The following is a 13,563-nucleotide window of genomic DNA, read 5'->3' on the forward strand; positions in this document are numbered from 1 at the left end:
CATGACCGACGACAGCGAGACGGCGCGCTCAGCCCCCGACACGGGTGCCGCGGAGCGCGCCGTCGCGGCCGTCTGGCGCATCGAGTCCGCGAAGATCGTCGGCACGCTGACGAGGGCGGTCGGCGACTTCGGTCTCGCTGAGGACCTGGCGCAGGAGGCGCTGGTGGATGCGCTGCGGCAGTGGCCGATCGACGGCGTGCCTCGCAACGGCGGAGCGTGGCTCACGGCGGTCGCGAAACGCAAGGCCGTCGACGGCTGGCGCCGCAGAGAGCGGCTGGACGAGCGCATGGCGGTGCTCGCCCACGACCTGGAGCGTGAGCAGGCCGAGGCTGCGGATGCACCGCCGTGGGATCCGGATGCCGTCGACGACGACGTGCTCCGGCTGATCTTCATCTCGTGCCACCCGGTTCTGTCGCGAGAGGCGCAGGTCGCTCTGACGCTGCGGGTGGTGGGCGGTCTGTCGAGCGAGGAGATCGCCAGGGCTTTCCTCGTTCCCACAGCGACCGTGCAGCAGCGCATCGTCCGTGCGAAGAAGACCCTCGCCGCAGCGCACGTGCCGTTCGAGATGCCTCCCCGCGACGAGCACACGGCTCGACTGGGCGCGATCCTCGGCGTGCTGTACCTGATCTTCAACGAGGGGCATGCGGCCAGCAGCGGCCCCGACTGGATGCGACCGGAGCTCAGCCTCGAGGTGATCCGGCTGACGCGCGTGCTCGCGGCGCTGATGCCGCGGGAGCGCGACGTGCACAGCCTCCTCGCCCTCATGGAGCTGACGGCCGCCCGGTTTCCGGCCAGGGTCGACGCGCACGGCGAACCCGTGCTGCTCGCCGATCAGGACCGGCGTCGCTGGGATCGAGGGCGCATCGCGCGCGGCCGCGCCGCGTTGGCGGCCGCGGACGCGCTCGGCTCGGGTCGCGGCCCGTACGGTCTGCAGGCGGCGATCGCCGAGTGCCACGCGCTCGCGGCGAGCGTCGACGCGACCGACTGGGACCGCATCGTGGTGCTCTACGAGGCTCTCGGCCGTATCGCTCCGTCGCCCGTGGTCGACCTCAACCGTGCGGCCGCGGTGGCGATGGCGACGGGTCCCGCATCCGCCCTGCAGATCATCGACCGGCTCTCGGCATCGGGCGCTCTGGCCGGCTACCACCTGCTGCCGGCGACGCGTGCCGAGATGCTCCTGCGTCTCGGTCGTGACGACGAGGCGCGCAGCGAGTTCGCCGTCGCCGCCGCGCTCGCGCGAAACGACAGGGAGCGGGCGCTGCTCGAGGCCAGGGCTGCGGAGCGCTGATGCCTTCACGCGCACGAAGAACCGCCCCCGTCCGAAGCAGTGCTTCCGACGAGGGCGGTTCCGTTCACCGCACGATGCGCGATGTGGTCAGCTGCGAGCCTTGCTGCCGCGGTTGACGACCAGGCCGTAGATCAGCAGCACGATGATCGAGCCGCCGATGGCGAGGAGCCACGTGCCGAGGTCCCAGAACTCCGTGAGGGGACGGTTCAGGATCAGGCTTCCGAGCCATCCACCGAGCAGTGCGCCCACGACGCCGAGCAGGAGGGTGATGAACCATCCGCCGCCCTGCTTGCCGGGAAGGATCAGCTTCGCGATGGCTCCGGCGATCAGGCCGAGAAGAAGGAATCCGAGAAAGCTCATGTTCAGCTCCTTTGTTTCGTGAGCCCCGGGGTGCCAGGGCTCGTGTGATCTACTGTGCCCTCTCAGCTGATTATCAGCCAACCCCTTGCGGCTGAGCCTCCGGGTATGCAAGGAGGCCCGCCTCCGGAAGGAGACGGGCCTCTTCGAGAGACGATGCGTCAGTTGTTGCCGCGAGCGATCGCGATGATCCGCAGGATCTCGACGTAGAGCCAGACGACCGTGACCATGATGCCGAAGGCGCCGAGCCAGCCGTACTTGCGGGGAGCGCCGTTGCGCACGCCCTGCTGGATCTGGTCGAAGTCGAGCACCAGCGAGTACGCCGCCATGATGACGACCAGGACGCCGATGATCAGGCCGAGCGGGATGCCGAGGATCTCGACCTTGCTGAGCAGACCGAACGCTGCGCCCTCGCCGAGGACGCCGGTCCAGGTGAGGACCACGTTGAGCAGCGAGAAGACGAGGTAGCCGATCATGGCGATCATGAAGATCTTGGTGGCCTTCTTCGAGGCGCGGATCTTTCCGCTCGCGAAGAGAGCCAGTGTCACGCCGACCACCGAGACGGTGGCGAGGGTGGCCTGGAAGACGATGCCGGGGTAGAGCACCTCGAAGAACGCCGAGATGCCACCGATGAAGAGACCCTCGAAGGCGGCGTACGCGAAGATCAGCGCGGGGCGGACCTTCTTGCGCGACGTGAAGGAGATCACCATGGCGAGCACGAAGCCGCCGAGCGCTCCGACGATCCACGGCAGCATGTTCGGCTGGAACTGGTCGTAGGGGTTCTGCTCGGGTGCGGCGACGCCGCCGAGCGTCACGAACCAGCCGATGGCCGCGGTGACGAGAAGGATGCCGAAGAGTCCGGCGGTCTTCCAGACGGTGTCCTCGACCGACATGCGGTCGGTCTCGATCGCGCCGGCCGGGGGAGCGGCGTACATTCCCTCGAGCTGCGCGTTGGCAGCGGCATCCATCGTGCCGTGCTGGAACGACGCGGCCTGCGCGCCCTGAGCGCCCTGCGGCGCACCCGGGTAGGTCGCGACGTTGCGCGGATCCTGCTGCTGGAACGCCGGGTTGTTGAAGGCGAAGTTGCTCATGTGGGCCTCACTCCAAAGTGGGTTGTGGGTCGCTTTCCTCCACGATACCCGGAATGTCGGGCCATCAGGGTGTCCTACGCTGAGAGCGTGCCCAGGAAATCGCCTCTCGTGATCGGGCACCGCGGTGCGCCCGGTTACCGTCCGGAACACAGTCGCTCCTCCTACGAGCTCGCGCTCGCGATGGGAGTCGATGCGGTCGAACCCGACGTCGTCGCGACGAAGGACGGTGTGCTCATCGTCCGTCACGAGAACGAGATCTCGGGCACGACCGATGTCGCAGAGCACCCGGAGTTCGCCGACCGCAAGACGACGAAGCGCGTCGACGGACAGGCTCTGACCGGCTGGTTCACCGAGGACTTCACATGGGAGGAGCTCTCGACTCTGCGCAGTCGCGAGCGCTTGCCCGAGGTGCGCCTCTCGAGCGCGAGCTTCAGCGGCTCGCAGGCCATACTCCGGCTGACCGACGTGCTCGACCTCGTGAGAGACGGCTCGGTCGAGCACGGCCGTGAGATCGGAGTCGTGCTCGAAGTCAAGCACGCAACGTACTTCGCAAGCATCGGACTCGATCTCGCTCCGCTGATCGAGCGCGACCTGCGCACGGCTGGTTGGGCCGACGGCGAGCTGCCGCTGATCATCGAGTGCTTCGAGTCGACGATCCTCGGGCAGCTGAGGGCTCGTGGCATCGCCGCCTCGTACATCTACCTGATCGAAGCGTCCGGTCGTCCCTATGACCTGCTCGTCGCGCAGGGCAAGAAGGCTCTGACCTACAAGGCGACCGTCACGCCGACAGGGCTCGACGGTCTGGTCGGGCAGGTCGACGGCATCAGCGTCAACAAGCGGATGCTGCTCGCGGCAGGCAACACGATCGTCCCCGACGCACACGCCAGAGGGCTCAAGGTCTTCACCTGGACGTGCCGCCCTGAAAACGCCTTCCTCTCCGCGGAGTTCCGCGGTTCCGGAGGCAAGGGCGCATACGGTGACTACGAGGCCGAGTGGGGCGTCATCGCTCGCACGGGCGTCGACGGGGTGTTCGTGGACCACCCGGACCTCGGGGTCGCCTTCTTCCGCGACTGAGCCCGGTTCAGAGCGGGCCGAGCACGTCCGGTACGGCGCGATCCAGGTGCAGTGCGCGCAGCGGCGCCAGGATCTCGCGCTCCTCGAAGCGGAAGTGCGATTCCATGATCGCGCCCACGCCGTCGAGGTGCCGTTCGATCGCCTCGGTGCTCTCGCCTCCCTCGACCGCGGTGCGGAGCGCGCCGAGAAGATGCGCGAGCATCGAGTGATCCTGCATGAGCTTGTCGATCACATCGCCGAGTTCGGGGTGCTCCTCGCGCAGGGCGGGGAACAGGACGCTGTCCTCGCTCAGATGATGTCCGTCGAGCGCCGAGCAGAATCCGATGCAGAACAGCGCGAGATCAGAGGCGGCATCCGGGGCGTCGGCGTCCGCGTCGAGCGCGGCCCTCGTCGCCTCCAGAGCCGCGCGGAGGCGGGTGTGCGCCCGGCGGAGCTCGTCATCCCAGGCGATCAGGCGGTCGGCATCCATCCCGGTCAGTCTAGGTCGGTCGTGCCGATCCGTCAGAGGGTGCGATCGAAGGCACCCTTGCGCGACACGATCTCCTTGCCGAGCGGCATCAGCGACACCGGCACCATCTTGAAGTCGGCGATGCCCATCGGGATGCCGATGATGGTGATGCACAGCGCGAGACCCGAGACGATGTGTCCGATGGCGAGCCACCAGCCCGCGAGGATCACCCAAAGCACGTTGCCGAGGAACGATCCGACGCCCGAGGTGGGCTTGCTGACGATCTCGCGTCCGAACGGCCAGATCGCGTACCGGGCGATCCGGAATGAGGCGATCGCCCAGGGGATCGTCACGATGGGGATGCACAGCAGGATGCCGGCGAGCATGTATCCGAGGAACAGAGCGAGCCCGGCGAAGATCAGCCAGATGATGTTGAGGATGGTGCGCACGACACGATCCTCGCATCGACGCCTGTACATCCGCCTTTCGGCGACGCCGGCCGAATGGCCACCGGCCGTTCACCATCCGTGCACCTGCGGGTCTTCGGTCAGCCATGCGGTGTGGGTGATGTGGGGTGATACCCGTCTGATTCCCTCAGGAGCCCCATGTCCCGCCTGCACTCCGCGGCTGCGGTCACGACGGTCTGCGCACTCAGCGCCGCCGCCCTGCTCGCCGTTCCGCTCGCCGCCACCGGCGCCGAATCCGGTGTCCGCATCAACGAAGTCGAATCCAGCGGGGGAGTGCCCGGCGACTGGATCGAGTTCGTCAACACGTCGGCCGTGGCCGTCGATCTGAGCGGCTACGTCGTCAAGGACAACGGCGAGGACGAGTCGTACACGTTCCCCGACGGCACGATCGTCGAGCCTGGCGCCTATCTCGTGATCGACGAAGGGGCTGCGGGCGTCGGCGACTTCGCCTTCGGACTCGGCAAGGAAGACCAGGTGCGTCTGTTCGACCCGAGCGCCGTGCTCGTCGACGAGACGTCGTGGGCGGCTCACGCTGCAGCGACCTGGGGTGCCCGCGACGTCGAGGGCGCCGTGGAATGGGCGGACACCTCCGAGCCCACGAAGGGCGCCGTCAACGTCTTCGCTGTCGATAACCCTCTGGGCGGCAGCATCGTCATCAACGAGGTCGACTCGCAGCCGGCCGACTGGGTCGAGTTCCACAACGCGGGCGATGCTCCTCTCGACATCTCGGGCTACGAGATCCGCGACAACTCCGACGACCACCGTTGGCAGTTCCTGCCGGGAACGGAGATCGCCGCGGGCGAGTTCCTCGTCGTCGCGGAAGGTTCGATCGGGCTCGTCGACGGCATCGAGACCGCGTTCCGCGATCCGATCGGCATCGGCAGCGCCGACCGCATCCGCCTCTTCGACGACACAGGACTCCTGGTCGACGACACGCTCCCGTGGAGCGGCCATGCCGCGATCGACGGCGACGTCATCGCCGCGACTCTCGCGCGCTGCCCCGACGGCCAGGGCGCCTTCGTGCTCGCCTATTCGACTCCGGGGGCGGCGAACGCGTGCGTCATGCCCGACGTCCTGATCAACGAGATCGAGTCCAACGGCGACACGACCGACTGGGTCGAGGTCGTCAACACGGGCAGCACCCCGGTCGACCTCTCGGGCTGGACCGTGATGGACGGCGACCCCGTGGGCCATGCAGCAGAGACCACGCCGCTACCCGCGGGAACGGTGCTCGCACCCGGCGCGTATCTCGTCTTCGACCAGCCGACCGATTTCGTGTTCGGTCTGGGCAACGGCGATACGGTCACGCTGCGCGATGCGAACCTCAACGTCGTCGACGAGCACGTGTACGCGGCACATGCGGCCGGCGTGCTCGCCCGCTGTGCGGACGGCAGCGGCGACTTCGTCGACATCGGAGTCTCGACCAAGGGCCTGCGCAACGCATGCGGCAATCCGGTGCGCATCAACGAGGTCGAGTCAGACGGCGGCTCACCGGGCGACTGGATCGAACTGGTCAACCCGACAGCATCCGCTCTCGACGTCTCGGGCGTCGTCGTGAAGGACGACGACGACACCCACTCGCACGTCATCCCGGCAGGGACCTCGATCGCAGCCGGCGGATACCTCGTCATCGAGGGCGCCGACCTCGGCTTCGGCCTCGGGGACGGCGACTCGGTGCGCGTCTTCGACGGTGACCTCCTCATCGACTCCACCACCTGGGGCGCAGGGCACGCGGCGACCACGTGGGGTCGCTGCCCTGACGTCACCGGCGCCTTCGCCGTCACCGCCGAGAGCACCAAGGGCGCGGCGAACCTCTGCGCCGGCGAGATCGCCGTCTCGCCGTGGCCGGGTTCTGCCGACGTCCGCGTGCTCGACACCGTTCCGACGTTCCTCGAGGACAGCTCGGGTCTCGACGTGCAGGAGACCGCTGACGGCACGTTCCTCTGGGCCGTCGACAACGGCGAGGGGCGCATCTGGAAGCTCGAGGCCCACGCCGACGGCTCGTTCACGCAGATCGACGGCTGGGAATCGGGCAAGCGCGTGCGATTCCAGAAGGATGCCGCGAACCCGGGTGCGGCGGGTCCCGACACCGAGGGCATCACGGTCGACGGCGCCGGCTCGGTCTACGTCGCTTCGGAGCGCGACAACAGCGCCAAGGGCGTGAACCAGAACACGGTGCTCAAGGTCGACCCCGAGGCCGCGTCCGGTGACCTCGTCGCGCAGCAGGAGTGGGATCTTACGACGCTGCTGCCCGCCGTGGGGGCGAACCTCGGCATGGAGGCCGTGCAGTGGGTGCCCGACAGTGCGCTCGACGGCGCGCTCTTCGACACCAACACCGGAGCGGCCTATGACTCGACGGACTACGCCGGTCACGGCGGCGGCCTGTTCTTCGTCGCGGTCGAGGACAACGGTCATGTCTACGCCTTCGCGCTCGGCGCGGACGGCACGGCGACGCTGGTGTCGGAGATCGCGCCGGGTCTCGCAGGGGTCATGGCGCTCGACTACGACAGCGTCCTCGACGTGCTGTGGGCCGTGTGCGACGACGGTTGCCACGGGCAGTCGGCGCAGATCACGCTGAACGGCACCGCACAGCCGGGGATCGCGCACTTCGCGCGCCCCGCAGGCATGCCCGACATCAACAACGAGGGCTTCGCCACTGCTCCGGCTTCACTGTCGGTCGACGGCCAGCGTCCCGTGTGGTGGTTCGCCGACGGCTTCGCCTCTGAGGCATTGCGAGTCGGGAGCCTTCCGGGCGCGACGGAGGAGAACCCGGGTGGGACCCCGGGAGGTACCCCCGGCGCTCAGAACCCTCCGCTTCCCGGCACGGCTCTCAGCGACGCCAACCGCAACGGCGTCACGGTGAACCCGGCGGTCGCGGCACGCGGCTCGCAGGTGACGGTGACGGCTGGCGGCGGCGTCGCCGGTGACCGGATCACGGTCTGGATGTACTCCGACCCCGTGCAGCTGGCCTCCGGTGCCGCGTCCGCGTCCGGTGCACTCACGGTGACTATTCCGACGGATGCCGCCCTCGGCGCCCACCGGATCGCGGTGTACTCGGCAGCCGGCGAGCTGATCGGATGGGCGGACATCCGCATCACGGACCCGAGCGGACTCGCCGCGACGGGCGCCGCGGTGCCCGTCGCCGTCATCGCGCTGGCTCTGATGCTGCTCATCGCCGGTGCGCTGATCGTCCGTCGGCGCCGCGGCACAGTCTGACACCCGCATCCCGAAACGACGAGAGGGAGGATGCGCGAGAACCCGCGCATCCTCTCTCTCGTCTGCGCTGCCGCGGCAGTGTTCGAAGCGGTGTCAGAAGCCGAGCACGGCGCGGGCGCCGTCGGAGTCCGCCTGGCGGTACTCCTCGGCGAGGCGTGCGGCACGTTCGGCGGAGAGACGCAGGGTGCCCGCGTGCAGGCGCCACTGCGAGTCGAGCGCCGAAGAACGCCGTGTGTACGCGTTCTGGGCCTCGCCCTCCCAGCGGCTGCGGAGGTCCTGCGAAGTGCCTGCGAGGGAGTCGAGCGATTCGACGATCGAGGCGGCGGACGCTGCGCAGCTCGCGGCCGCTTCGGCGAGCCGGTCGGGGTCGACCTTGAGATCCATGTCAGCGCTCCAGTCCGGGGGACGGGTACCCGCGGCGCGCATCCGACTTCAGGCTCGTCGCGATGTCGGAATCCTCGCCGAACAGCTCCGCGCTGCGATCGGCGAGCGTCGACATCGCGTTGTGCTGCGCCTGCGCGATCGTCTCGAGCGTCACCTGGGCCAGAGCCTGGAGCGTGAGCGCCTCGGCGGCGGGACCGAACTCGAGACCGGCGAGCTTTCCGCCGACCTTGGCACGGACGGTGACCTCGCCTCGCGGGCTGCGTGCCGACTCGACGAGCGTCTCGACATCGGTCGCCAGTGCCTGAGCGCGTGCCTGGTTCTGCTGCGCCTGCCGGTTGATGTCGTCGAGCTGCTTGCGGGCGGCCGCGAAACCCTCGTCGATGCCGGATGTGCTGTCGTCCATATCGTTCTCCCTCATTCCTGCACGGTCACGCCGGTCGGGACCTCGGGCACGTCTCCGGGCCAAGACCCGAGCCGCTCGCGGTTGCTGGCGCCCTGATCCTTGTCCTCCATCAGGTCGATGGCGGCCGTGCTGTACGGCTTCGGCGACGAGGTGGAGTCGCGCACCCACCCTGCCTGCGCCGCGGCGGCCCCCACATCGAAGCCCCCACTCGACGAGGTCCGCACCCTGATGTCGATGCGCGCATTCGGCATGTAGCCCTCGCGCACCGACCAGACCGAAGACACCACGAAATCGACCAGCGCTGCTCCGTCGGCGATCGCGAAGCCGGGCTCGACCTCGAGCCCGATCGCGTACCCCGTGTTGCCCTTCACGTTGGGCTTGTCGCCGCCCGCGATGTCGGAGACGGTGATGCCGGGGATCGACTCGAAGGACTCGCGCAGCTCGGCCAGGGTCTGCCCGCCCGAGGCGGCGTCGTGCGGAATCCCGCTGTCGGAGCCGCCACCCCCGAACGAGCATCCCGTGAGCGCGAGCACTCCCACGGCGACGACGGAGAGTGCGGACCAGCGCCTAGCGGCCATAGTTCATCATGTCCTCGAGTCGGTACTGCATGTCTGACCAGATGCTGACATCCGAGATGCCTGCGTATGCGGGGTTGGTGTTGCCGGAGAATCCCATGCTCTCGAGGATCGTCTCGTTGTAGGCCCCGGTGACCTCGAAGACTCCGCGGCCGTCGACGTTGCGCAGGCGGAAGGCGACCTCGCCCGGGTACTCGGGATGCCCGGGCTGGGCGGCGATCACGAAGCCGTCGTCGGTGATCTGCTGAACGGAGATGTCTCCCGCGGTGACGCCGGGGATGCCCATACCGAACAGAGAGGTCTGGATGGTCTGCCCCTCTCCGGTGAGCTGCATGTTGAGCTGCGAGTTGTCGCCCTCGCGGGAGGGGAGGAAGACGTGGCCGAACTCCTGCTGCAGCATCTGATTGAGCTGCTCGGTGGTCATATCCGTCTCTCCGAGGTCGAACTGGTGCGAATAGCCCAGGTCGTACTCGCCTTCGAACACGTGATCGGAGCCGGGGTAAGGCGTCGGGCCGGGGTTGTAGGTGTCGCCCATCCCGCCGGGCGGGATCGCTCCGGGCAGACCGCCGAGCGGGCCGAGGAGCTTGCCAGGGGGGAACTGCTCGAGGAGTTCGCCGAGCAGGTCTTCCAGACGCTGGTGGAACGGGATGATCGCGCGGTAGAGGTCGGTGGCCAGGCGAACCATCTCGCGCAGCGCCTGCAGCGCCCGATCGATGTTGGAGGTGACCTCGGCGATGACCTGTGCGCAGTTGTCGGCGAAATCCTGGATCACCTGCGCCTTCTTGTCGAGCTCCCAGGGCCAGCTGCCGAACAGGAGGTCCTTGATGCTGCCGCCGACGGTCGAGAGCAGCTCGAAGCCCGCACACACCAGGGAACGCATGATCTCGACCGCGCGCACGCACAGTTGAAGCGCCTGACTCATGACCTTCGACCAGTCGGCGATCGAGTGCGTCGCCGACTGGAGGACTCGCAGCGATCCCTCCACGACGACCGCGGTGATCCCCTGCACATGGCCGCTGATCTGGGTCAACGCCTGCTGGTAGAGCGCGGAGGTCGACTGCACGTCGCCGGCGTAGGTCTCCCAGGCATGGGAGGCCTGATAGAGCCCCGCCGGGTCTCCTGCCACCTGCTCGAGCAATTGCTCCAGAGGGCGGACGAACTGCATGATCTCGGACGCGAAACCGCTCAGTCCACCGCCGCAGTCGTCACCGGCCCCTCCGGCCGGAGGGAGCTGGCTGCTCCAGCTTCCGGAGGCGAGCGAGGATGCGGCGGCGTCAGCCTCGGGGAGGACAGCAGTGCTCATGTCATCCCTCCGCGGCGATGCGGTCGAGGTCGGCGCGACCGGTGTCGTCGACGGTGCGGAAACCCTCGACGGCCTTCTGCACGCCGTCGGCGGTGCGCTGCGACACGGTCCCGACGAATCCGGCTGCGCCCTCGACGGCGGCGCCGATCGAGTTGAGGATCGGAGGGATGAACGCCCCGATCGGGCCGAATGCCATGCCTGGAACGGCTGAGGTGATGCTGCCGCGCGACGACGCCAGCTGTGCTGCCGCCTCCGTCAACGCACTGCGTGCGGCCTCGTAGGCATCGCTGTGGACTTCGATCTCCGCCATCGGTCGAGCTCCCCCCGAAATCTGCGTGTCCACCCGTCGGAGCGGCGAGCAGACAGGCTCCACGATAGGTCGGGCGCCCGGCGTTGCCAAGCTCCCGCTCCGAAGGTCGCCCTCGCCCGCGGTCGGTGTCGGTGGAGCGGCTTAGACTCATAGGGCCATGACCGAAGCCCCCCTCATCGTCCCCGGATCCGTCGGCCCTCGCCCCGCAGGGGAGCAGGGGCAGGACGACCTCCTCGCCGGCCTCAACCCTCAGCAGCTCGAGGCTGTGACCTATCGCGGCCCCGCGCTTCTCATCGTCGCGGGAGCAGGGTCGGGCAAGACGAGCGTGCTCACCCGCCGCATCGCCTCGCTGCTGCGGTCACGCGAGGCCTGGCCGAGCCAGATCCTCGCCATCACCTTCACGAACAAGGCTGCGGGAGAGATGCGCGAGCGCGTCGAGGCGATCATCGGCGACGCGGCCAGGGGCATGTGGATCTCCACCTTCCACTCCGCCTGCGTGCGCATCCTGCGGCGAGAGGCCCAACAGTTCGGGTTCACGAAATCGTTCACGATCTACGACTCCGGCGACTCGCGCGCGCTGCTCAAGCGCCTCGTCAAGGAGCACGAGGCAGATGCCTACGGGTTGACCCCCGCATCCGTGCAGTCCCGCATCTCGAAGCTCAAGAACGAGCTGTCGGATGCCGACGCCTATGCGTGCCAGGCCAACATGAGCGACCCGGCGGAGCGGATCTTCGTCGAGCTGTTCGCCGACTACCAGCGACAGCTGCAGAAGGCCAACGCGTTCGACTTCGACGACCTCATCGGGCAGACGGTGTACCTGTTCCGTGCATTCCCGCAGGTCGCCGACACGTATCGCCGGCGCTTCCGTCACATCCTGGTCGACGAGTACCAGGACACCAACCACGCCCAGTACGCGCTCATCCACGAGCTCACCCGGCCGGTGTCCGGCGACGCCCCCGACCCTTATGCCTCGAACGGCATGATGATCTTCGAACCCGAAACCACGCCCGAGCTCGCGGGCGCGTCGCTCACCGTGGTCGGAGACTCCGATCAGTCGATCTACGCCTTCCGCGGCGCCGACATCCGCAACATCAGCGAGTTCGAGCGGGACTTCCCCGGCGCGCGCGTCGTGCTCCTCGAGCAGAACTACCGTTCGACCCAGAACATCCTGTCGGCCGCGAACTCGGTGATCGGCAACAACTTCGACCGCAAAGACAAGAAGCTCTGGAGCGACAAGGGCGCCGGCGACATGATCGTCGGCTTCACCGGATACTCGCAGCACGACGAGGCCCAGTTCGTCGCCGACGAGGTCGAGGCGCTGCGTCGTTCGGGCATGCCGTACTCAGAGATGGCCGTCTTCTATCGCACCAACTCGCAGTCCCGCGCGCTGGAGGAGATCTTCATCCGCTCGGCCGTGCCCTACAAGATCATGGGCGGCACCAAGTTCTACGATCGCGCCGAGATCAAGGATGCACTCGCCTACCTCGTCGCGGTGGCGAACCCCGCAGACGAGATGGCTGTGCGGCGCATCCTCAACAAGCCGAAACGCGGTATCGGCGACGTCAGCGAGACCGCGATCGCGCGCTTCGCCGAGGAGCACGGCATCACGTTCCGTCAGGCTCTGTCGGTGCCCGAGCAGCTCGGCTTCGGCCCGAAGATCCAGGCCGGGATCGCTCAGCTCGACGCGGTGCTCGCCGAGGCGACCGAGATCATGCTCCCCGCCTCCGGCGAGGTGCCTGCCCCGACGACGGTCGCCGACGGGCTGAACGTCCTTCTGTCCAAGAGCGGGTACCTCGACGCACTGCGCGCGAGCCGTGACCCTCAGGATGAGGCCAGGGTCGAGAACCTCGACGAGTTCGTCGCCGTCGCGCGCGACTTCGCTCGCAACAACCCCGACGGCACGCTCGTCGACTTCCTCACCGAGGTCGCCCTCGTCTCGGACGCCGACGACCTCGACGACGAGTCCGGGTCGGTCTCGATGATGACGATGCACACGGCGAAGGGTCTCGAGTACGACGCCGTCTTCGTCACGGGTGTCGAAGAAGATCTCATCCCGCACCGCATCTCGGCCGGGGAGCCCGGCGGCCCGCAGGAGGAGCGGCGACTCTTCTACGTGGGAATCACGCGTGCGCGCAAGCGCCTGCACCTCTCTCTTGCGATGACCCGCGCGCAGTTCGGCGAGGTCTCGGTCGCGATGCCCAGCCGCTTCCTGCAGGAGATCCCCGCGGGGCTCATCGACTGGCGCCAGTCGCCGGGTGATGTGAACTCGCGCGGAGGGATGCAGTCGCGTGCGCTCAACGCACGTCGGGCCGGCGGCTTCGGCGGTTCGGGCTCCGGCTCCGGTGCGGGCGACCGTTTCGCGGTCAAGCAGCTGCCGGGTCGCGACTCGCTCAAGCCGCTGTCGACCGCGATGGACAAGTTCCCCAACCGGGTGACGGCGAAGATGCGAGACAACGGCGACCTCGAGCTGGCCGCGGGCGATCGCATCCGTCACTCCGACTTCGGCGAGGGACGGGTCGACGCGGTCACGGGCGAGGGCGCGAAGCGCATCGCGCATGTGCGCTTCGATTCGGCCGGACAGAAGAAGCTCCTGATCAAGGTCGCGCCGATCGAGAAGATCTGAGCGGTTCCGCGGGTTAGGCTGGCT

13 protein-coding genes are annotated in these 13,563 nt (G+C 68.1%); 4 read left to right on the forward strand and 9 right to left on the reverse strand.

Going from position 1 to position 13,563, the window contains the following annotated elements; genetic code table 11:
• Position 1 precedes the first annotated feature (1 nt).
• Entirely contained in the window at positions 2–1,288 is a 1,287-nt protein-coding gene (locus MRBLWH13_RS02330; protein ID WP_341956718.1) for an RNA polymerase sigma factor, read from the forward strand.
• An 87-nt stretch (positions 1,289–1,375) separates the two neighbouring features.
• On the opposite strand, the gene MRBLWH13_RS02335 is transcribed toward MRBLWH13_RS02330, so the two are convergent.
• Together MRBLWH13_RS02335 and MRBLWH13_RS02340 are read right to left on the reverse strand one after the other, a co-directional pair.
• Positions 1,376–1,648, reverse strand: coding sequence for a GlsB/YeaQ/YmgE family stress response membrane protein (locus MRBLWH13_RS02335; protein ID WP_210097234.1), 273 nt, complete (start codon positions 1,646–1,648; stop codon positions 1,376–1,378).
• Between the two features lie 158 nt (positions 1,649–1,806).
• Positions 1,807–2,736 carry a Bax inhibitor-1/YccA family protein gene (locus tag MRBLWH13_RS02340; RefSeq protein ID WP_056309164.1) on the reverse strand — a complete coding sequence of 310 codons (930 nt, stop codon included), beginning with the start codon at positions 2,734–2,736 and terminating at the stop codon, positions 1,807–1,809.
• An 87-nt stretch (positions 2,737–2,823) separates the two neighbouring features.
• Between MRBLWH13_RS02340 and MRBLWH13_RS02345 the strand changes: the two genes are divergently transcribed.
• Positions 2,824–3,810, forward strand: coding sequence for a glycerophosphodiester phosphodiesterase family protein (locus MRBLWH13_RS02345; protein ID WP_341956719.1), 987 nt, complete (start codon positions 2,824–2,826; stop codon positions 3,808–3,810).
• 7 nt (positions 3,811–3,817) lie between these two features.
• Here the strand turns inward: MRBLWH13_RS02345 and MRBLWH13_RS02350 are convergent, their stop codons facing one another.
• A complete protein-coding gene (locus MRBLWH13_RS02350) occupies positions 3,818–4,279 on the reverse strand; it encodes a hemerythrin domain-containing protein (RefSeq protein ID WP_341956720.1) in 462 nt (153 codons plus the stop codon).
• 32 nt (positions 4,280–4,311) lie between these two features.
• Positions 4,312–4,707 (reverse strand): YccF domain-containing protein, encoded by a 396-nt coding sequence (locus tag MRBLWH13_RS02355; RefSeq protein ID WP_056311882.1) that lies wholly within the window; start codon positions 4,705–4,707, stop codon positions 4,312–4,314.
• A 156-nt stretch (positions 4,708–4,863) separates the two neighbouring features.
• On the opposite strand from MRBLWH13_RS02355, the gene MRBLWH13_RS02360 reads away from it, so the two are divergent.
• Positions 4,864–7,941 carry a lamin tail domain-containing protein gene (locus tag MRBLWH13_RS02360; protein WP_341956721.1) on the forward strand — a complete coding sequence of 1,026 codons (3,078 nt, stop codon included), beginning with the start codon at positions 4,864–4,866 and terminating at the stop codon, positions 7,939–7,941.
• A 93-nt stretch (positions 7,942–8,034) separates the two neighbouring features.
• Here the strand turns inward: MRBLWH13_RS02360 and MRBLWH13_RS02365 are convergent, their stop codons facing one another.
• The 5 genes from MRBLWH13_RS02365 to MRBLWH13_RS02385 are packed head-to-tail and all read right to left on the reverse strand — an operon-like array spanning position 8,035 to position 10,916.
• Positions 8,035–8,325 carry a WXG100 family type VII secretion target gene (locus tag MRBLWH13_RS02365; RefSeq protein ID WP_341956722.1) on the reverse strand — a complete coding sequence of 97 codons (291 nt, stop codon included), beginning with the start codon at positions 8,323–8,325 and terminating at the stop codon, positions 8,035–8,037.
• Between the two features lies 1 nt (position 8,326).
• Entirely contained in the window at positions 8,327–8,728 is a 402-nt protein-coding gene (locus MRBLWH13_RS02370; RefSeq protein ID WP_341956723.1) for a YbaB/EbfC family nucleoid-associated protein, read from the reverse strand.
• Positions 8,729–8,739: 11 nt separating this feature from the next.
• On the reverse strand, positions 8,740–9,306 hold the full coding sequence (locus tag MRBLWH13_RS02375; protein WP_341956724.1) for a hypothetical protein: 567 nt from the start codon (positions 9,304–9,306) through the stop codon (positions 8,740–8,742).
• On the reverse strand, positions 9,296–10,606 hold the full coding sequence (locus tag MRBLWH13_RS02380) for a hypothetical protein (protein WP_341956725.1): 1,311 nt from the start codon (positions 10,604–10,606) through the stop codon (positions 9,296–9,298). Before MRBLWH13_RS02380 ends, MRBLWH13_RS02375 begins: the two co-directional genes overlap by 11 nt.
• A 1-nt stretch (position 10,607) precedes the next feature.
• Positions 10,608–10,916 (reverse strand): hypothetical protein, encoded by a 309-nt coding sequence (locus tag MRBLWH13_RS02385; protein ID WP_341956726.1) that lies wholly within the window; start codon positions 10,914–10,916, stop codon positions 10,608–10,610.
• Positions 10,917–11,073: 157 nt separating this feature from the next.
• Here MRBLWH13_RS02385 and MRBLWH13_RS02390 point away from each other — a divergent pair, with 157 nt between their 5' ends.
• Positions 11,074–13,539, forward strand: coding sequence for a UvrD-helicase domain-containing protein (locus tag MRBLWH13_RS02390; protein WP_341956727.1), 2,466 nt, complete (start codon positions 11,074–11,076; stop codon positions 13,537–13,539).
• The last annotated feature ends 24 nt before the right edge of the window (positions 13,540–13,563 follow it).

The organism is Microbacterium sp. LWH13-1.2, from assembly GCF_038397735.1.
Classification (GTDB): domain Bacteria; phylum Actinomycetota; class Actinomycetes; order Actinomycetales; family Microbacteriaceae; genus Microbacterium.